Source organism: Flavobacterium shii, from assembly GCF_025847235.1.
GTDB lineage: Bacteria > Bacteroidota > Bacteroidia > Flavobacteriales > Flavobacteriaceae > Flavobacterium > Flavobacterium shii.
Map to the genome: position 1 here is coordinate 319,895 of NZ_JAOZEW010000003.1, position 19,015 is coordinate 338,909.

Annotated in this window: 17 protein-coding genes; 10 read left to right on the plus strand and 7 right to left on the minus strand. The window is 32.6% G+C overall.

The window, feature by feature from the left end:
- Nucleotides 1-89 precede the first annotated feature (89 nt).
- The 4 genes from OIU83_RS05090 to OIU83_RS05105 all read left to right on the plus strand — a co-directional run bounded on the left by OIU83_RS05090 (nucleotide 90) and on the right by OIU83_RS05105 (nucleotide 5,073).
- Nucleotides 90-665 (plus strand): non-canonical purine NTP diphosphatase, encoded by a 576-nt coding sequence (locus OIU83_RS05090; protein WP_264205184.1) that lies wholly within the window; start codon nucleotides 90-92, stop codon nucleotides 663-665.
- 207 nt (nucleotides 666-872) lie between these two features.
- Nucleotides 873-2,771, plus strand: coding sequence for a DEAD/DEAH box helicase (locus OIU83_RS05095; RefSeq protein ID WP_264205185.1), 1,899 nt, complete (start codon nucleotides 873-875; stop codon nucleotides 2,769-2,771).
- Between the two features lie 88 nt (nucleotides 2,772-2,859).
- Nucleotides 2,860-3,627 carry a carboxypeptidase-like regulatory domain-containing protein gene (locus OIU83_RS05100; protein ID WP_264205186.1) on the plus strand — a complete coding sequence of 256 codons (768 nt, stop codon included), beginning with the start codon at nucleotides 2,860-2,862 and terminating at the stop codon, nucleotides 3,625-3,627.
- 135 nt (nucleotides 3,628-3,762) lie between these two features.
- Nucleotides 3,763-5,073, plus strand: a complete 1,311-nt coding sequence (locus tag OIU83_RS05105) for a DUF389 domain-containing protein (RefSeq protein WP_264205187.1) — start codon at nucleotides 3,763-3,765, stop codon at nucleotides 5,071-5,073.
- A 302-nt stretch (nucleotides 5,074-5,375) separates the two neighbouring features.
- Here OIU83_RS05105 and OIU83_RS05110 read toward each other — a convergent pair whose 3' ends face one another.
- On the minus strand, nucleotides 5,376-6,836 hold the full coding sequence (locus OIU83_RS05110; protein ID WP_264205188.1) for an aminoacyl-histidine dipeptidase: 1,461 nt from the start codon (nucleotides 6,834-6,836) through the stop codon (nucleotides 5,376-5,378).
- 110 nt (nucleotides 6,837-6,946) lie between these two features.
- On the opposite strand from OIU83_RS05110, the gene OIU83_RS05115 reads away from it, so the two are divergent.
- From OIU83_RS05115 to OIU83_RS05125, 3 genes are all read left to right on the plus strand, one after another.
- Nucleotides 6,947-8,008 carry a DUF3810 domain-containing protein gene (locus OIU83_RS05115; RefSeq protein ID WP_264205189.1) on the plus strand — a complete coding sequence of 354 codons (1,062 nt, stop codon included), beginning with the start codon at nucleotides 6,947-6,949 and terminating at the stop codon, nucleotides 8,006-8,008.
- Nucleotides 8,009-8,074: 66 nt separating this feature from the next.
- The gene (locus OIU83_RS05120; RefSeq protein ID WP_035623144.1) at nucleotides 8,075-8,569 is read left to right on the plus strand and encodes an RNA polymerase sigma factor; all 495 of its coding nucleotides are present in this window, start codon (nucleotides 8,075-8,077) and stop codon (nucleotides 8,567-8,569) included.
- A gap of 8 nt (nucleotides 8,570-8,577) precedes the next feature.
- Complete coding sequence (locus OIU83_RS05125; protein WP_264205190.1) at nucleotides 8,578-9,207, plus strand: hypothetical protein; 630 nt, start codon at nucleotides 8,578-8,580, stop codon at nucleotides 9,205-9,207.
- A gap of 184 nt (nucleotides 9,208-9,391) precedes the next feature.
- On the opposite strand, the gene OIU83_RS05130 is transcribed toward OIU83_RS05125, so the two are convergent.
- Both OIU83_RS05130 and OIU83_RS05135 read right to left on the minus strand, forming a co-directional pair.
- The gene (locus OIU83_RS05130; protein ID WP_264205191.1) at nucleotides 9,392-10,201 is read right to left on the minus strand and encodes a lysophospholipid acyltransferase family protein; all 810 of its coding nucleotides are present in this window, start codon (nucleotides 10,199-10,201) and stop codon (nucleotides 9,392-9,394) included.
- A 147-nt stretch (nucleotides 10,202-10,348) separates the two neighbouring features.
- The gene (locus tag OIU83_RS05135) at nucleotides 10,349-10,993 is read right to left on the minus strand and encodes an NUDIX hydrolase (protein ID WP_264205192.1); all 645 of its coding nucleotides are present in this window, start codon (nucleotides 10,991-10,993) and stop codon (nucleotides 10,349-10,351) included.
- A gap of 92 nt (nucleotides 10,994-11,085) precedes the next feature.
- Between OIU83_RS05135 and OIU83_RS05140 the strand changes: the two genes are divergently transcribed.
- Complete coding sequence (locus OIU83_RS05140; RefSeq protein ID WP_264205193.1) at nucleotides 11,086-11,520, plus strand: DUF4268 domain-containing protein; 435 nt, start codon at nucleotides 11,086-11,088, stop codon at nucleotides 11,518-11,520.
- A gap of 228 nt (nucleotides 11,521-11,748) precedes the next feature.
- On the opposite strand, the gene OIU83_RS05145 is transcribed toward OIU83_RS05140, so the two are convergent.
- The 4 genes from OIU83_RS05145 to mnmA are packed head-to-tail and all read right to left on the minus strand — an operon-like array spanning nucleotide 11,749 to nucleotide 15,971.
- Nucleotides 11,749-12,159, minus strand: coding sequence for a hypothetical protein (locus OIU83_RS05145; RefSeq protein ID WP_264205194.1), 411 nt, complete (start codon nucleotides 12,157-12,159; stop codon nucleotides 11,749-11,751).
- 4 nt (nucleotides 12,160-12,163) lie between these two features.
- Nucleotides 12,164-13,108, minus strand: a complete 945-nt coding sequence (locus OIU83_RS05150; RefSeq protein ID WP_264205195.1) for an NAD(P)H-dependent flavin oxidoreductase — start codon at nucleotides 13,106-13,108, stop codon at nucleotides 12,164-12,166.
- A gap of 13 nt (nucleotides 13,109-13,121) precedes the next feature.
- Nucleotides 13,122-14,735: a S8 family serine peptidase gene (locus OIU83_RS05155; RefSeq protein ID WP_264205196.1), complete on the minus strand. Its 1,614-nt coding sequence runs from the start codon at nucleotides 14,733-14,735 to the stop codon at nucleotides 13,122-13,124.
- 48 nt (nucleotides 14,736-14,783) lie between these two features.
- Nucleotides 14,784-15,971 carry a tRNA 2-thiouridine(34) synthase MnmA gene (gene mnmA / locus OIU83_RS05160; protein ID WP_264205197.1) on the minus strand — a complete coding sequence of 396 codons (1,188 nt, stop codon included), beginning with the start codon at nucleotides 15,969-15,971 and terminating at the stop codon, nucleotides 14,784-14,786.
- A gap of 335 nt (nucleotides 15,972-16,306) precedes the next feature.
- Between mnmA and OIU83_RS05165 the strand changes: the two genes are divergently transcribed.
- On the plus strand, nucleotides 16,307-16,906 hold the full coding sequence (locus tag OIU83_RS05165) for a hypothetical protein (protein ID WP_264205198.1): 600 nt from the start codon (nucleotides 16,307-16,309) through the stop codon (nucleotides 16,904-16,906).
- A gap of 168 nt (nucleotides 16,907-17,074) precedes the next feature.
- A complete protein-coding gene (locus OIU83_RS05170) occupies nucleotides 17,075-18,955 on the plus strand; it encodes a PEP/pyruvate-binding domain-containing protein (protein WP_264205199.1) in 1,881 nt (626 codons plus the stop codon).
- Nucleotides 18,956-19,015 lie beyond the last annotated feature (60 nt).

The window sequence follows — 19,015 nt, forward strand, 5'->3', positions numbered from 1 at the left end:
AGGAGAAGCTCCATAAAAAACATAGTTATGATCAAAGTTCCACGAAATCATTGTAACTTTGTCTACATCATAATTCATAACCTTATATAATGCAACTTGTTTTCGCTTCAAACAATCTGAATAAAATAAAAGAAATACAAAGTATACTAAACGGATCAATACAGATCCTGAGTTTAGAAGACATTGGATGCCACGAAGATATCCCGGAAACTGCTGATACAATTGAAGGTAATGCAATTCTTAAGGCTGATTATGTAACTAAAAAATATGGTTACGATTGTTTTGCCGATGATACTGGACTTGAAATAAGCGCTTTAAATGGAGAACCCGGAGTTTATTCGGCACGATATGCTGGAGAACAACGTAACTCAGATGATAATATAAATAAGGTTTTAGAAGGATTAAAGAATATTACTGACCGTAATGCTCATTTTAAAACCGTTATTGCATTGAACCTAAACGGAAAGCAGCACCTCTTTACAGGAATTGCCAATGGAAAAATTATTCAGGATAAAAAAGGAACCCAGGGTTTTGGTTATGACCCCATTTTTCAACCTGAAGGATATGATGAAACTTTTGCTGAATTACCATTAAGTATTAAAAATAAAATTGGTCATCGCGGAAAAGCAACGCAACAACTTATTGATTTTCTGAACATAGTTTAATAATTGTTTAAAATGCAACATTTTAAACCCTAAAATTTAAATTTCTAGACGTTTTTTTACTACAATTTCATAAAAATTGACCTTAAAATACTTGAGAATAAATATAACTATTTGATAATCAAATCATAATAAATATACAATTCTTAAAATAGCATTAGTTTATCTGAATAATTAGCAGTAATTTTGCACCCTATTTTAAAAATACATATGAACAAATTTGAACAATTAGGATTGAGTGAATCGTTACTGAAGGCGATTTTAGATCTAGGATTTGAAAATCCGACTGAAGTACAGGAGAAAGCGATTCCCCTATTATTGGAAAAAGACACAGATATGGTTGCGTTGGCTCAGACAGGGACAGGGAAAACGGCAGCTTTTGGTTTTCCGCTAATTCAAAAAATTGATGCCAACAACAGAAATACACAAGCATTAATTTTATCTCCAACCCGCGAGCTTTGTTTGCAGATTACTAACGAAATTAAAAACTACTCTAAATACGAAAAAGGTATTAATGTAGTAGCAGTTTACGGTGGTGCAAGTATAACAGAACAAGCTAGAGACATAAAAAGAGGAGCACAAATTATTGTGGCTACTCCAGGTAGAATGCAAGATATGATTAACAGAGGATTGGTAAACATTTCTCAAATCAACTATTGTATTCTTGATGAGGCTGACGAAATGTTGAACATGGGTTTCTACGAAGATATCGTAAACATCCTATCTACATCTCCAGACGAAAAAAGTACATGGTTGTTCTCTGCAACTATGCCACAAGAGGTTGCTAGAATTGCAAAACAATTCATGCATGAGCCTTTAGAAATCACTGTTGGAGCTAAAAACTCAGGTTCTTCAACTGTATCTCACGAATTTTACTTAGTAAATGCTCGTGATCGTTACGAAGCTTTGAAACGTTTAGCTGATGCTAATCCAGACATTTTCTCTGTAGTTTTCTGTCGTACCAAAAGAGATACACAGGCTGTTGCCGAAAAATTAATCGAAGATGGATACAGCGCAGCTGCATTGCACGGAGATTTATCTCAGGCGCAACGTGATGGTGTAATGAAATCTTTCCGTGGAAGACAAATACAAATGCTTGTTGCAACAGATGTTGCTGCACGTGGTATTGATGTTGATAGTATTACACACGTTGTAAACTACCAATTACCTGACGAAATTGAAACTTACAATCACCGTTCTGGACGTACTGGTAGAGCTGGAAAATTAGGAACTTCTATCGTAATTGTTACTAAAAGTGAATTACGCAAGATTTCTTCTATCGAAAGAATTATCAAACAAAAATTTGAAGAAAAAACAATTCCTTCTGGAATCGAAATTTGCGAAATTCAATTATTACACTTAGCAAATAAGATTAAAGATACTGAAGTTGATCACGAAATCGACAACTATCTTCCTGCTATTAACAATGTTTTAGAAGGATTATCTAAAGAAGAATTAATCAAAAAAATGGTTTCTGTTGAATTTAACCGTTTTATTGCATATTACAAAAAGAACAGAGATATCACTAATCAATCTTCAGGTTCTGAAAGACGTGATGATAGAGATGGTGCTGCAAGACCTAACAACAATGGCGGAGCAACAAGATATTTCGTTAACATTGGATCAAGAGACAATTTTGATTGGATGTCTTTAAAAGATTACTTAAAAGAAACATTAGACTTAGGTCGTGATGACGTTTTCAAAGTAGATGTAAAAGAAGGTTTCTCTTTCTTTAACACTGATCCTGAACACACTGATAAAGTAATGGAAGTATTAAACAACGTACAATTAGAAGGACGTCGTATTAATGTTGAAATTTCTAAAAATGACGGTGGTGGAAGACGTGACCATAACGGAAGAAGTTCTGGTGGTGGTTTCGGTGGTGGAAGAAGTTCTGCTCCAAGAAGAGAAGGTTCTGGTGGCGGATTTAGAAGCGACAGAAATTCTGCTCCAAGAGAAGGTGGTTTTAGAAGCGATAGAAACTCTGCTCCAAGAGAAGGTGGTTTCAGAAGCTCGGCTCCAAGAAGTGAAGGTGGTTCTGATAGAGCTCCAAGACGTTCTGAAAGCTTTGGTGATTCACCAAGACCAAGAAGACCAAGAAGAGATTAATACCCTTTGTTAATTTTCTTATAATAATACTTGAAGACTACAAAATATTTAATCCTGATTTACTACTTTTAGAGTTTTAAATCAGTTTATGAAATATTTTGTAGTTTTCTTTTTTTTAGTACTATCCACAGCCGCGTTTTCTCAAGACACTGAGCATTCTCAACGAGTATCTGGTTACATCGTTAACGACAACACAAAACTTCCACTTTCTAGTGTAAACATCATCAATCTTAATAAAGTAAGAGGTGCTACATCTGATTCTAAAGGATATTTTGAAATTGATGTACAACCAAATGATACTTTACACTTCTCTATTTTAGGATTTCAATCCTTAAGGATTCGTGTTACAAATGACTGGATAAAAAACAAAGTCACAAAAATTCAACTTACAGAAAAAGCAATTGCGCTTGAAGAAGTTATAATCAGACCTTTTAATCTAACCGGTTATCTGGAAGTTGACTCTAAACTGATCCCTACAAAAGAAAATTATCGTTATAGCATTTCGGGGCTAACGCAAGGATACGAAGCTGGTGAATACTCGCCAAATGCATTTGGCAAAGTATTAGGATCGATATTTAATCCTACAGATGTCCTCTATAATTTCTTTGGAAGAAATCCTAAGGAGCTCAAGAAACTCAAGGAAATGAAAAAAGACGATACTGTTCGCAATCTATTAGAATCTAAGTTTGACAGAGAAACTGTTGCTGTACTTCTGGGAGTAAGCAAAGATGAAATCCCAGAGATTTTAAAACGATGCAACTACTCTGAGTCTTTTATTCAAACTGCAAATGATTTACAGATAATGGATGCCATTAGTGGTTGTTACGAACAATATAAAATACTTAAACGTAATTAAAATTACTTCAAATTATAAAAAACGAATCCTCTTTTACAAAAGTAAAAGAGGATTTTTTTATTTCAACACTATACTTCATTGGCAATCTAATATAAAATTCGTACTTTAACTCTAAATAAGAAACCTCTAACCTAAATGAAACGAGAAATTAATAAAGTATTAAATTTTATAGACTTACATAAAGGAGAAGAAAACAAAAAGAAAGTAATTGAAAACATTACTGGTGCAATTTCTTTTAGAGGATCTAATCTATGGATATTAGCATGCGCTATACTTATCGCATCGGTTGGTCTAAATGTAAATTCAACAGCAGTAATCATAGGTGCAATGTTAATTTCGCCTTTAATGGGACCTATTGTAGGTGCTGGTTTTGGTTTAGGCATGTATGACTTCACATTGGTAAAAAAATCCATCAAGAACCTTCTTATTGCCACATTTGTAAGTCTAGCTATCTCTACTTTATATTTCTACGCAAGTCCGTTTAAAGAGGCCCAATCTGAGCTTCTAGCACGAACATCTCCTAATATATACGACATCTTAATTGCTTTCTTTGGTGGCTTGGTTGGCGTAATTGCAGTAACCAGAGTCGAAAAAGGAAATCCTATTCCAGGTGTAGCAATTGCAACAGCATTAATGCCCCCTTTATGTACTGCAGGATATGGCTTGGCATTGGGCAACATTAGTTATTTCCTTGGCGCTATGTATTTATACACTATAAACTGTGTTTTTATCTGCATAGCAACTTTTGTAATCGTAAAATTCCTGAGATATCCTATTGCACAACAATTAGATTTAAAACACGAAAGACAAGTAAAGTACGGAATTACAATACTTATTATGCTCATGATTTTGCCTAGTATTTATTTTGCCTATCAACTATTTGTAGAAAAGAGTTATAACCAAAGAACTGAAGTTTTCATCAGAAAGGAATTTACCGACCATGATTATCCTATAATCTATGAAAAAATAGAGTATAATTCGAAACCTAAGAAAATAAAATTAGCTTTTTTATCTAAAAAATTTAATCATCAGGAAATCGTTAATTTGAATAAAAAATTAGCCGAATACAACTTGCTAAATACACAACTAATTATTGAGCAAGACACTTTTAATTTAAGTAAAGATGTTCTAAATAAAATAAAATCCAATAAAGATTTAGTAGACAAAAAAGACATCATCATTAATAGTTTACGAGGACAATTATCCGAATATCAATTTAACAATGAACAAATTACAAATGAATCAAAAGTATTATTCCCTTATATTTCTTCATTAACCATAGGAAACTACTCCTACAAAGAAGGTCAAACTACCAAAATAATTCCAATAGTTTTATACCAAAGTAAGAAAGAACTAGATCACGAAATGAATAAAAAACTAAAATCATGGCTCAAAATTCGACTAGCCAAAGATTCAATAGAAGTATATAAACAGGCATTAAAATAAGGAATAACAACTGAGATTATTTTAGTAAAAAAGGTTTTACACTTTGCATGTATAATCATCTAAAAAATAGTCACTATATTTACTTACATAAAAAGGAAATTAACTAAACTTAAATATCATGGCAAAGAGTCAAGACGCAAAAAAAACGCAAAAAAAAGAACCTCTTAAAACTGCAAAAGAAAAGAAAGAGGAAAAGAGAGAAAAGAAAAATAGTCCTAAAAGAGACTAATATTTAGTATTCAGTCGCAGTTTTTAGTGTACAGTTTTTTAACTGAAAACCGAAAACTGCGACTGTCAACTTATTACTTCACAGGAATATTTGCTAGAATTTCTAAAACAAATTTCCAATATTTTTTAGCAGATGAAATGCTTGCTCTTTCGTCTGGCGAATGCGCTCCATGAATTGTTGGACCAAAAGAAATCATATCCATATCTGGATAATTTGTTCCTAGAATCCCACACTCTAAACCAGCGTGACAAGCTACAACTTTAGGTTTTTCGTTATTCTGTTTTTCATAGATTCCAACCAAAACATCTAATATCTCAGAGTTTACATTTGGAGTCCATCCCGGATAACTTCCTGAAAGCTCTACTTCACACCCTACTAATTCAAAAGCAGAACGTAATGAATTAGCCAAATCAAATTTAGACGTTTCAACAGAAGAACGTGTTAAACACCCAACCGAAATCTCGCCATCTTTTACAATAACACGAGCAATATTGTTTGATGTCTCTACTAAATCATCCATATCGGCACTCATTCTATAAACACCATTATGAGCAGCATAAATTGCACGAATAATACCTTCCTGAACACCTAAATCCATTACTTTTTTAGGCAAATCGCATTTTACGATTTCTATTGTAAGGTTTGGTTCAGTCGTCTTATATTCAGCTTTAATATCGTTGATTATTTCCTGCATATCAAAGATATAAGCTTCATCAAACATTTCTGAAATAATAACTTTGGCAACACTTTCTCTCGGAATTGCATTACGCAAACTTCCTCCATTAATTTCAACTACTTGTAATCCGAAATTTTCGAAAGCGTCAAACAACAAACGATTCATTATTTTATTAGCATTACCCAAACCTTTATGAATATCCATTCCTGAGTGACCTCCGTTTAATCCTTTTACAGTAATAATATGTCCAACCGAACCTTCCGGAACATCTTCTTCATTATAAGTCCTTGTAGCAGTTACATCAATTCCTCCTGCACAACCAATATCAATTTCATCATCTTCTTCGGTATCTAAATTTAATAAAATCTGACCTTGAAGAATTCCCCCTTTTAAATTTAATGCTCCTGTCATTCCTGTTTCTTCGTCGATTGTAAACAATGCTTCGATTGCAGGATGCGGAATATCTTTACTTTCTAAAATTGCCATTATTGTTGCAACTCCAAGACCATTATCTGCACCAAGCGTAGTTCCGCGAGCACGAACCCAATCCCCATCAACATACATATCAATTCCTTGTGTATCAAAATCAAAAACCGTATCGGCGTTTTTTTGATGTACCATATCCAAGTGTCCTTGTAAAACAATTGCTTTACGATTTTCCATTCCCGGAGTGGCAGGTTTACGGATAATTACATTGCGAATTTCATCCTCAAAAGTTTCTAATCCTAAACTAGCACCGAAGTTTTTCATGAACTCAATAACACGCTCTTCTTTTTTAGACGGACGAGGTACAGCGTTTAAATCGGCAAACTTATTCCAAAGTGCTTTTGGTTCTAAATTTCTTATTTCTTGACTCATTATGTTTTGTTTGAAGTTTAACATTTTCCAACTTCAAAGTTACAAAGTTTAAATTCTTTTTCGTTACTAATTGATATTGTATTTATATTTACGTATCCAAAATTTACACTGTGAAACGAAAATACATTCTTCCTTTATTTTTACTCCTACAAATCATCATCTTAAAGATTATTCCATTTTTCCCAGAATTCCTTGAAAAAAACTATAGTAACGGATTATATCCCAAAATTGCTTCCTTTTCAAGAATTATACTCGGTGGAATTCCTTTTTCTGTTGGAGATTGTGTCTATTCTATATTGATCGTATTGCTTTTAAGATGGCTTTGGATAAAACGAAAATCATGGAAACAATTATGGAAAGATAATCTCTTAACTGCTTTAAGCTACCTGTCGGTATTTTATTTTTTATTCCATTTTCTATGGGCGTTTAATTATTACCGAGAGCCTTTATTTGAAAAAATGGGAATTCAAAAAGATTATTCTGATGCCGATTTATTGGCTTTCACCCAAAAACTAATTATAAAAACCAACTCAATTCAATCACAATTAACAAAAAATGATAGCCTTAAAGTTGTGTTTCCTTATTCGCAAGAACAGGTTTTTAAAATCAATTTAAACGGATATAACAATCTTGCTGCAGAATATCCTTATTTCACCTACTCTCATTCAAGTATAAAAAAATCACTTTTTAGCTTACCTCTTACTTATATGGGATTTGGTGGTTATTTAAACCCATTTACAAATGAAGCTCAAGTAAATAGTCTTGGGCCGATGTATAGTTTCCCAATGACCACAAATCACGAAATGGCACACCAAATGGGATATGCCAGCGAAAACGAATGCAACTTTATAGGATTTTTGGCTTCCATAAAAAATGACAATCTGTATTTTCAATATTCCGGTTATAGTTTAGCTTTGCGCTATTGCTTGGGAATTATACAAGCTAAAAATGAAAAGACATTTAAGCAATTACTAAAAACAGTACATCCCGGAATTATAAAAAACTACAAAGAAAGTCAGGATTTTTGGAAACAATATGAAACTTTTATAGAAACAGGTTTCCATATTTTTTATGACAATTTCTTAAAAATCAATCAGCAAAAAGACGGCATGGAAAGTTATAGCAAGTTTGTTGATTTAATGGTTAATTATTACAAAGGAAAAGATCTATAAACTAAAAATTCTCTTTTTAGTTAAAAAAGGGTGTAACAAAAAAGGTATTAACTACACTAATGTAATATGAGCGATAATTTAGAACATTCATTTGTTGTGCAATTGCAGGCAAACCAGAATATAATCCACAAGATTTGTAGATTATATACTGCTAACCAAGACGCACACAAAGACTTGTTTCAGGAAATTACGATTCAGCTATGGAAAGCATATCCAAAATTTAGAGGCGACAGCAAATTTTCTACCTGGACCTATCGTGTCGCGTTAAATACCGCTATTACTTTATATCGAAAAACTAAACGCTCAATAGCAACAGTAGAATTTGAAAATCACCAACATTTTATAAAAGAAGTTGATTACAACTATGAGGAAGAAGAACAAATTAAGCTAATGTATAAAGCCGTTTACCAATTAAACGATATCGAAAAAGCATTGGTTTTCATGTATCTCGAAGATAAAGATTACCAGGAGATTGCCGAAACTTTGGGTATTAGTGAAGTAAATGCACGCGTGAAAATGAATAGGATAAAAGGGAAACTTAAAAAAATATTAAATCCTTAAAAAAAATTATGAAAGAACTGGATTTATTAAAAAAAGACTGGAACAAAACCGCGGGTACTTTTCAACAAGTATCAGAAGTGGAGATTTACAATATGATTCATAAAAAATCGTCTTCGATTGTGAAGTGGATTTTGGTTATAAGCATTTTAGAAATATTATTTTGGACTGTATCCAATTTCATATTTAGTACTGATGATTTTTTAAGACAAATTAAGCATCCTGAATATATATTATACCTTGAAGTATTAACTTACTTTAATTATATAGTGGTATTAATTTTTGTGTATTTTTTCTATAAAAACTACACTACAATATCGACTACAAAATCAACAAAATTACTCATGAGTAGTATCTTAAAAACCCGAAAAACGGTTCAATACTACGTTTGGTATAACTTGACGATGGCAGTAATAAGCTCTGTTATAAGTTTTTTCATTGCTTTTTCCAGCCCGGAAATGAATTATCTTAAAGAAAAAATAGCTACCAATGGTACCGTAATGATGATGGTTATAGGTATTCTGGTATTGGTTACACTTGCTTTTCTAGGTTTATTCTGGTGTTTTTACAAATTACTATACGGCACATTACTCCGAAGATTATATGCTAATTATAAAGAACTTAAAAAGATAGATTTGTAGAAAGGATAAGGTTCAAAGTCACAAAGGTTCAGAGGTTTTTAAAGATATACCTATGAAATCATGAATTTATAGTTTCTATTACTCAATTTACCTTTCAAAAAAAGGTAATACTTGAAATAAAAAAGAGAGATGTAAAATATATTTTACATCTCTCTTTTTACAAAAATTCATTTTATCCAGAAGATTAATAATCCCATCTACGCAATTTATTCAATTCTTCCTGAACTTTTATCTCCTCAGATGGAATAACTTTCAAGAATGAAGGATGCTGCTCAATTGCATATTCTACTTTTTCAACAATTTCTTCGATTGTATCATTATCATAATCAATAACAAGTGGTTCTTTGATAATAAACGATTGTAAAATACCTTTCTTTTTCATTCGCAATCCTTTTTTGTCAAAAGAACGACGGAAACCATCAATCACAATTGGTACAACAATAGGTCTGTGTTCCTTAATAATATGCGCTGTACCTTTACGAACTGGCTTAAATGACTTAGTTGTCCCTTGCGGAAACGTAATTACCCAACCATCCTTAAGTGCTATTCTAATATTTTCGGTATCATTAGGGTTTACTTCTCTTTTTTCGGTAACATCAACCCCTTTAGCACGCCAGGTACGTTCTACTGTTATAGCTCCAACATAAGATAAAATTCTTGGTAATAAACCCGCTCTCATTGTTTCTTTGGCAGCAACGTAGTAAATATTCATCTTTGGTTGCCACAAGTATCCTACGTTTTTAATGTTATCCTCCCTTCCACTCAAACTTGCATTAAAGACATGAAACATAGCCACTACATCGGCAAAATAAGTCTGATGATTGGATATAAAAAGAACATTTGTATCTGGTAAACTTCTTATAATTTCCGAGCCATCGATTTGTAATTCATTAAAACCACGATAACGTCTGTGCGTAATTGCTCCAAAAATTCGAATTAACCATTTTTTTATAAATAGTATATGACCAAAAGGATTTCTCTTAAACAATCCCATAAATTTATATGTTATTTTGAAAATTAGAAGGACAAACTTACGAAATTTATTTTTGTAGTTATAACTAGAAAATTAGCTCAAGCCCACACAACCTAATTATCTAGATATCAAAAGCTATAATATGTTTTATTCAGAATCATCAATGATTCAGATTACAAAACTCTCTTTTAAAACCTCTTTTAATTCACTTAGTATCATAGCTGTAGCTCCCCAAACAATATGATTTTCGATTTTAAAAGCAGGAACCGATATATTGGCTGCATACGAAGTCGACAAAGTAGTTTCAATAACGATATTATCATCCAAAAATACCGAAAGCGGCAATTCTATAATATCCGCCACTTCTCTGGGGTCCGGAGAAAAGTAAATTTCCTCCTTACAAACTCCTAGAAAAGGATGTACCATAAAATTACTAGGCGGAATATACATTGGTGTAAAAGCCTTAAGCACAGTTATTTTTTTAGGTAAAACCCCCACTTCTTCATGTGTTTCCCGTAAGGCCGTTTGCTCATAATTTTCATCTTCAATTTCATATTTCCCACCAGGAAATGCAATTTGCGACGAATGTACTCCATTATAACTATTACGAACAATTAAAACCAAATGTGTTATTCCATTTTTTGGATAAAATAACATCATGACAGCAGCAATTCTAGGACTCTTAGCCTTTAAATCTAGATTTCTTAACGCATCAGCTCTTTCCAAAGGTGCCATTTTTAAATGAGCAGCAACGGCAGGAAGTTTTGCTTGCGCAAAATTGGGAACAAAATGCAAAAAGTCTTGAAAATCCATAATCAAAGTCTATTTTTGTAGTCTCAAATAATATATAAATATACTTTAGAAAATAGTGTCTCACAAGTTTTCTAGAGCTTAAGCCAATAAAAATGTATAGTAAAGAAGAATCGCAAAAACTAAAACGAGAATTCTGGGTCTCTTTCGCAGAAAAATATCCTCGAAAATGGGTGCTTTATGATACCAAAATAAAAGATTTTTCATTTAAATTTTATGTCGATAATAAAAAAGCACAAGTCTTAATAGACATCGAGCATCGTAGTGATGAAAAGCGAAATGCATACTATGAAAAACTAGAAGCTTTAAAAAACATTCTGGAAGAAGAATTTATTAAAGACCTAATTTTCGAAAAAGAATACACTCTGGAAAGCGGAAAAACTATTAGCCGTATTTGGGTTGAAAAACTTGGAGTAGGCTTTAGCAATCGCAATTATTGGGATGAAATTTTTGATTTCTATTTCGAAAAAATGAATGCTCTCGAAATGTTTTATCTGGAGTATGATGAGTTTATTAAGAATATTGAGTAGTTTTTCAGATTCAAAAGGACAAATATTTTCATAAATTGTGGCTATAAATAAACAAACCCGACAAGTTTTAAAAACTGTCGGGTTTGTTTATTTAATTTTGAATCTTGTGGTTCTTTCATAATTTGGGCGTGTCCCTTCGGGTCGGGCTGTTCGCTACAAGTCCTCGCACTTCCTTCGTCAGGCTGTGGGCTATTCGCTACCATCCCTCACGCAAAACCTATCTTATAATTACATATTAAAAATATTATACACAATAATTCTGTCATTGTAATTTATATACAACTGCTTCCTGTTATCCTGCATTTTTCTGGTAATAATCGACAACTTAGCATCATTCCCATTTAAATCTTTGCAAACAAAAGAATAAACAATATCTGTATCATTTTCTTCTCTTGCGATATAATCCGAGATTTGAAACACTTGTATCTCTTGAGAATTAACTACAATTCGGTTTTTATCTGTATCTAGAACAACCGGAATGTTAACCAATTCCAATTCGGACCATTTACCCCATTTTCCTTTTTCATTTTTCTCTAAAACACTATAACCAGAAGTCCTAAACTTGTAACTCTGACTATACGTTTGTTGCAAACCAAGTCCTAAAAAAAGTAATACTATATATATTTTTATGCGATTCATTTATCTAAAAATCTAAATTTAATGTTTGCTTACGTGCTGTTTCAAAATCCGAAATCATTTCATCAATAATTTCTGCAGCAGGTTTAATATCATGAATAAGTCCTGCTATTTGCCCAATTTCTAATTCTCCCTCTTCAAGATCTCCTTCAAACATTCCACGTTTTGATCTTGCTCTTCCTAAAAGTTCGATAAGCTCATCTTTCGTTGGACACTTTTCATACAAAGCCTGAATATCCTGATAAAATTTATTTTTGATTAACCGCACTGGAGCTAATTCTTTCAACGTCAACTGCGTATCACCTTCTTTAACATTTACAATAGTTTGTTTAAAATTATCATGTGCCGATGATTCTATCGAAGCCGCAAAACGACTACCTACCTGAACTCCATCTGCACCTAAAACCATTGCTGCAAGCATTCCTTTTCCTGTTGCAATCCCTCCCGCTGCAATAAGCGGAATTGTAATTTTTTCGCGTACCATCGGAATTAATGTAAAAGTCGTTGTTTCATCACGACCATTATGCCCTCCAGCTTCAAAACCTTCGGCAACAATAGCATCAACACCCGCTTCTTGTGCTTTTAGCGCAAAAATAGTACTACTTACCACATGTACAACTGTAATCCCTTTTTCTTTTAAAAAAGAGGTCCATGTTTTAGGATTTCCTGCCGATGTAAAAACGATTTTCACCCCTTCATCAACAATAATCTTCATGATTTCATCGATATTAGGATAAAGCATTGGCACGTTCACCCCAAACGGTTTTGATGTTGCTTTCTTACATTTTTGAATATGTTCCCGTAATATTTCCGGATACATCGAGCCTGCACCTATTATTCCCAAACCGCCTGCATTACTTACTGCACTAGCAAGCTTATAACCACTATTCCATATCATTCCTGCCTGAATGATTGGGTATTTTATATTAAAAAGAGTTGTGATTTTATTCATGTAAAAATGCCAATTATTGTTTTATGATTTTACCAGTTTTGTGCAGGTCATTCGCATCTAAAGTATAAAAATACACACCCGAACGTAATTCTTGTAACGATACAAACGGGGCCTGATTCGTAATTTGTTTTTCAACAACTTTTTGTCCAAGTATAGAATACACCGTTACAAACGCTTCATTAATATCTTCAGAAAAAGCAAAGAAAAGATTAGAATCAGTTGGATTTGGATACACCAAAAATTCAGAATCTTTAATCGATCTTACATTCAAAATAGTATTTAAAGCCAAACTAAAATTGGGAATTCCGTAGCCATATTGAATATTAGGAGATGCATAACGATCCGACGATTTCAAAACCATTTGTCTAATCTCCTGGTTGGTTTTATTCGGGAAAGCCTGCCATAAACAAGCTATAGCTCCTGCCATTATTGGGCATGAAAAAGAGGTTCCATTTGTTGTACCAATATTTCCAGTAACACTCGAAACTACTGCTGCACTTCCTTGAGCCATAACATCCGGTTTAATTCTCCCATCATAACTTGGTCCGATAGAACTAAAAGAAGATAACGTTTTATTAGCAGTCACCGAACCTACCGTAATTACAGATACTGCATCGGCAGGAGCGCCAATATGCTTCTCTACTGTATTCCCTTCATTTCCGGCAGATGCAACTACAATCATTCCTTTACTAAAAGCAATTTCTGCACCTCTGGAAATAAAATTAGTTGTACCGTTCATATCGCTATACGTATGGCTATAATTTGCATTATCATATCCAAAATAACCCAAAGAAGTAGTAATAATATCTGCCCCTAGCCTATCTGCTTCTTCGGCAGCTTCAACCCAAAGCGATTCTTCAACAGGATTCTCGGAGGTATCATCTTCTGTAATAAACAAATAATAGGAAGCATCGGGAGCAGTCCCAACCAAAGCATTTTCTTTATACCCTCCCATTGTCGATAAAACTTGCGTACCATGAGAAACTCCAGTATAAAAATTTGGATTTCTTGATACGAAATTATATCCTCCTAAAATTTTATTATTGTCTCTTAAACGCTGAAAAGTACTTGCTGTATTAACACCCGGAAAACCGCCATCCAGAACAGCTATTATCTTCCCCGAACCGGTATAATCTTGTTGATGCAGGATTTGTCCGTTTAGCATTTGTATTTGATTTGCAGAATTACCATAAGAATAGTTCACAGTAGTTTCAAGCTTATTCTCCGTTGCTTTTACCTTATCCGAAGCTGCTTTTTTGCCAGTACCATTTAGTGATTTATTAGCAAAATCAACTTTGGACACAAAGGATAATAATTTAAGTGTATTGATATTAGCTTGTGTCCCTCGAATATGGAGCGCATTCAACCACTTAGATTCCGCCATAACCGTTATCCCTGTACTCCCTTTTATCTGAGCAACATAAGTAGTTTCAATAGGAACATCTTTAAGATCTAAAGCAATATTCTGATTGCTCCTTCTATCCAATGCTCTTTGTGAAAGCATGGACAAAGGATTATCATAATAGGCTTGGGAATTGGGTTTGGCATTAAAATAAACCCATGCATCTTCTTGTGCGAAAGTCGCATAAGAAATGAACAAAAAAAGAAATGTGTAATATTTTTTCATAAGTTACTTTTTTAGATAAGGTTAAACCTCCCATAAAAAAGTACTAATCTAAGAAATTACTCCCGAACCAACTAATTCATTTCCTAAATACCAAGCAGCAAATTGTCCTTCGGTTATAGCCGATTGTGGCTCGTCAAAATGAATATACATTCCTCCCTCGAATTGGTGTAAGGTTGCTTTTTGCAAAGGCTGACGGTAACGAATTCTTGCCATAACTTCCATTTGTTCTCCATTTTTTAAAGCTAAATCGGTACGAATCCAGTGTACTTCTGATTTTTCGATAAATAATGCTTTTTTGAACAAACCGGGGTGCTGACTCGTTAAACCCGTATAAATAGTATTCGTTTCAACGTCGGTTGCAATAATAAATAATGGATCGGTTGTTCCGCCTACATTAAGTCCTTTTCGTTGACCAATAGTAAAATAATGAGCACCTTGATGCTTTCCAACTACTTTACCCATTTTTGGAGTATAAGGTAATTTTTGAGATTCAAGTTCTAATTCTTTTTCAAAAGATAAATCTTCAGATTTTTCAGCATTATATATTGGGTCGTTTTTATCAATTTGTACAATTAAACCATCTTTAGGTTGTAGTTTTTGTTGTAAAAATTCTGGCAAACGTACTTTTCCGATGAAACATAATCCTTGCGAATCTTTCTTTTCGGCAGTAACCAAATCCATTTCGGCAGCAATTTCGCGCACTTCTGGTTTAGTCAATCCTCCAATAGGAAACAACGATTTAGACAATTGCTCTTGTGACAATTGACATAAGAAATAAGATTGGTCTTTATTTGTATCAGTTCCAGCAATAAGTTGGTATACTTTTTCGCCATTTACTTCGATTTCAGTTTTTTGACAATAGTGTCCTGTAGCCACATAATCGGCTCCTAGACTTAATGCAATTTTCATGAAAACATCAAATTTAATCTCACGATTACACAACACATCAGGGTTTGGTGTGCGTCCTTTTTCATATTCGTTGAACATATAGTCAACGATTTTTTCTTTGTATTCTTCGCTTAAATCAACGGTTTGAAAAGGAATCCCAAGTTTCTCGGCTACCAATAATGCATCATTACTATCTTCTAACCAAGGGCATTCGTTAGAAATAGTAACCGAATCGTCATGCCAATTCTTCATAAAAAGACCAATAACCTCATATCCTTGCTGTTGCAACAAGTAAGCCGCAACACTAGAATCAACACCTCCGGAAAGTCCTACTACAACACGTTTCATATATTCGAAATCTAAAAAAAATTATTTTGCAAAGTTAACCCATAATTGCAGATAATAACTATTGTTTCTATTAGTTTATGCAATCGAATGGTAGATAAAAGTTATTGGTATGTTTATTCTTAATTTGAATCTAGAAGATATAGCACTTTATAAAAGAATTATTGATTCAATCAAATTTTTAAAATTTATTTCATAATTCGCAATAAAAAAGCTATACATTAGTCTTACAATAAAATCATTTTTATAATATAAAAGGAACTAACTTTTAAACTATATAATTCATATTATAGATTATATATACAAATAAACACCTTAAATTAACAAAAAAAAGAAATATGACCCCTGAAGAAATTGAAAAAATATTAAGAAAAGTAATTGAAAATGAAACAGAATATTATTGGTTTTATATTTTATTAGCTATATTATTCTGTTTAACCACAACTTCCCTTATACAATTTTTAATGGAAAAAGGAAAAAACTATGCCACTAAACAAGACATTACAAACATTACACAAAAAATTGAAGATGTAAAAGCAAAAATTCAAAATCAGCAAGAAGTTGAAAAACAAAAAAGACAATTAAAATATGATGCAATACTATTGTCATTAACCATAATGGATGCAAACTTATCACATATTTTAATTCCTTCTGAAGGTCAAAAAATAAAAAAACAGTATGCATCAACAGAAGATGCCAGAAAATGCCATAATAATCTAATTTTAACTTGCGAAAATGTCGAAATTTTAGAGATGTTTTCATTAATTATGTTTGGACCAAAAGACCAGAATGCACAAAAAACTCCTGCTACAGATCTTTTAAATAGCTATCGCAATTTAGTTAGGAAAGAATTAGGATTTGGAACTGAAATACCACTTGATAGGGATAGAGCATGGTTTGGATATGGAAACTTCGAAAAAAAAGATACAAACACTTAAAACTTATTTGAATAGATTGCTATTTTAGTGAAATTATTATAAATAATAAAATTTTCAGTTAGTAGTAAACACTCAATTTAAAAATACCTCAAGCAACTTAAACCTAAAAACAAAGTACATAAAATCTATTGCAATTTTTTATTACATTTAATACTCAAACTAATTGCTATGAAAAAGTGTATTTATACCATTCTCTGCTTTGCAATAATTACCACTTTTTATGCTCAAAGTTATGTTTCAAATTTGCCAAATTATGAAGCATACAAAGCATTTAGAGGAAAAACGCTATCTGATAAATTCTCGAATATCGAATCGGTTAAAATCATTTATGATCTTAAAAGCAAGAAGATATATTATTTCAATAGCACATTAATTAAACTCCATTATGATTTTGTTGTTGATTATTTGGGCTATAGTAAAGAATTAGAAATCTTTAACCGTGATAATTATAGCAATACCGACAAAAATAGGAACTATTTACTTGGAAATCTTAACCATATAAAAGGAACTGAAAAATGGATTTTTGAATTGGCGGCTTCGGATCATATGCCAATCCCTCTGATTGAGCAATTTTACGACCTCATTACCAAAACTAGTTTTATTAGGAAAAATCTAAAATTCTATCTCAATAACCGAGAAAATATTGACTTATACGAGTTAGGAAAGTTTAAAATTCCTTGTGTAAAATCCGATTATATCTTTAACGAACTTAAATACCAAGAAGTTGTTTCGGGAAAGAATATTGGTATTCTAAAAATGTATCGAACTAAAGATTTAGAAAAGACGAAACCCAGCAAAGACGAGATTATTATTCTAGACGGAACGCCAGAAATCTTACCAAATGTAAGAGGTATTATTGTAAATGAATTACAAACTCCCTTAAGTCATTTGGTCATTTTGGGCAAAAATAGAAAGATTCCGATTATGGCTTATACCAATGTTTTAAACGACAACAAAATAAAAAGTTTAGTTGGTAAAAAAGTAGAATTAAAAATTGCAATAGATACCTTTTACATTAGTGAAACTACCAAAAAAATTGCCGAAAAATCAATCACTAAAAAGAAAAAACTAGTCGTAGATAATTCGGTTACGGAACTAATTGATTTATCTACTATCCCAAAAAATGGTGTGACTTACATTGGCGCGAAAGCACAAAATCTGGCGTATTTAATTGCTATTGCAAAAGAAACTCCTTTTAAAACCCCTGAAAATGCCAATGCTATTCCATTTTATTATTACACAAAACACATTCAGAACAAAAGTATTTCACCATTAATAAAAGAGCTTTTAGATTATCCGCACAAAGATTCTGCGCAATGGGTAAACAATCAATTAAAAAAGATTCGAACTGCAATAAAAAAAGAACCAATCGACAAGTTATTGATATCTAAACTAAATGAGAGATTAGGAAAACAAACCGATTTTAAGAATTTCAGATTCCGTTCTTCTACTAATGCCGAAGATATAGCTGGATTTAATGGTGCTGGCTTATACGAATCGAAAACTGGGATTTTAGGCGATACTATTAAAACATTCGAAAAAGCAATTAAACAAGTTTGGGCAAGCGTATGGAACGAAAGTTCCTATTGGGAGCGTGAACTCTTTGGTATCGACCAACAAAATATTGCGATGGGAGTTCTCGTTCATCGTTCGTTTCCAGATGAATTGGCAAATGGCGTTATAATTACGAAGAACATTTTTAGAGAAAGTCTCCCGGGAATTACAGTAAATATCCAGAAAGGAGAAAATTCGGTTGTAAAACCAGAAAAAGGCGAAGTTTGCGAACAATTTGTAGTTTATAATTTCACTTTCGATGAATCCAAAGATGTCGATTTTGATGTTGACTTTACTTCTAATTCAAATTTAAACGACAATAAACCATTGTTAACAAAAAAGGAAATCAACAACCTGTATCTGGTCAGTAAGAAAATAGAAAGTAAAATGTCCCGTTATTGGAAAAACTCAAGTAGCGCCATCGACATGGAATTTAAGATCGTAAACCAAAGTAGGGATTTATATATAAAACAAGTCCGTCCTTTTAATGATTAGCTTTCACCATTTTTTTACCATTAAGAGATTAAGAGAAATTAAGCTAAGTTTTAAAAATCA

Excerpts from the sequence above, each read along its gene's own strand:
- OIU83_RS05090 (WP_264205184.1), top strand. The coding sequence starts at position 90 with ATGCAACTTGTTTTCGCTTCAAACAATCTGAATAAAATAAAAGAAATA.
- OIU83_RS05095 (WP_264205185.1), top strand. The coding sequence starts at position 873 with ATGAACAAATTTGAACAATTAGGATTGAGTGAATCGTTACTGAAGGCG.
- OIU83_RS05100 (WP_264205186.1), top strand. The coding sequence starts at position 2,860 with ATGAAATATTTTGTAGTTTTCTTTTTTTTAGTACTATCCACAGCCGCG.
- OIU83_RS05105 (WP_264205187.1), top strand. The coding sequence starts at position 3,763 with ATGAAACGAGAAATTAATAAAGTATTAAATTTTATAGACTTACATAAA.
- OIU83_RS05110 (WP_264205188.1), bottom strand. The coding sequence starts at position 6,836 with ATGAGTCAAGAAATAAGAAATTTAGAACCAAAAGCACTTTGGAATAAG.
- OIU83_RS05120 (WP_035623144.1), top strand. The coding sequence starts at position 8,075 with ATGAGCGATAATTTAGAACATTCATTTGTTGTGCAATTGCAGGCAAAC.
- OIU83_RS05125 (WP_264205190.1), top strand. The coding sequence starts at position 8,578 with ATGAAAGAACTGGATTTATTAAAAAAAGACTGGAACAAAACCGCGGGT.
- OIU83_RS05130 (WP_264205191.1), bottom strand. The coding sequence starts at position 10,201 with ATGGGATTGTTTAAGAGAAATCCTTTTGGTCATATACTATTTATAAAA.
- OIU83_RS05135 (WP_264205192.1), bottom strand. The coding sequence starts at position 10,993 with ATGGATTTTCAAGACTTTTTGCATTTTGTTCCCAATTTTGCGCAAGCA.
- OIU83_RS05140 (WP_264205193.1), top strand. The coding sequence starts at position 11,086 with ATGTATAGTAAAGAAGAATCGCAAAAACTAAAACGAGAATTCTGGGTC.
- OIU83_RS05145 (WP_264205194.1), bottom strand. The coding sequence starts at position 12,159 with ATGAATCGCATAAAAATATATATAGTATTACTTTTTTTAGGACTTGGT.
- OIU83_RS05150 (WP_264205195.1), bottom strand. The coding sequence starts at position 13,108 with ATGAATAAAATCACAACTCTTTTTAATATAAAATACCCAATCATTCAG.
- OIU83_RS05155 (WP_264205196.1), bottom strand. The coding sequence starts at position 14,735 with ATGAAAAAATATTACACATTTCTTTTTTTGTTCATTTCTTATGCGACT.
- mnmA (WP_264205197.1), bottom strand. The coding sequence starts at position 15,971 with ATGAAACGTGTTGTAGTAGGACTTTCCGGAGGTGTTGATTCTAGTGTT.
- OIU83_RS05165 (WP_264205198.1), top strand. The coding sequence starts at position 16,307 with ATGACCCCTGAAGAAATTGAAAAAATATTAAGAAAAGTAATTGAAAAT.
- OIU83_RS05170 (WP_264205199.1), top strand. The coding sequence starts at position 17,075 with ATGAAAAAGTGTATTTATACCATTCTCTGCTTTGCAATAATTACCACT.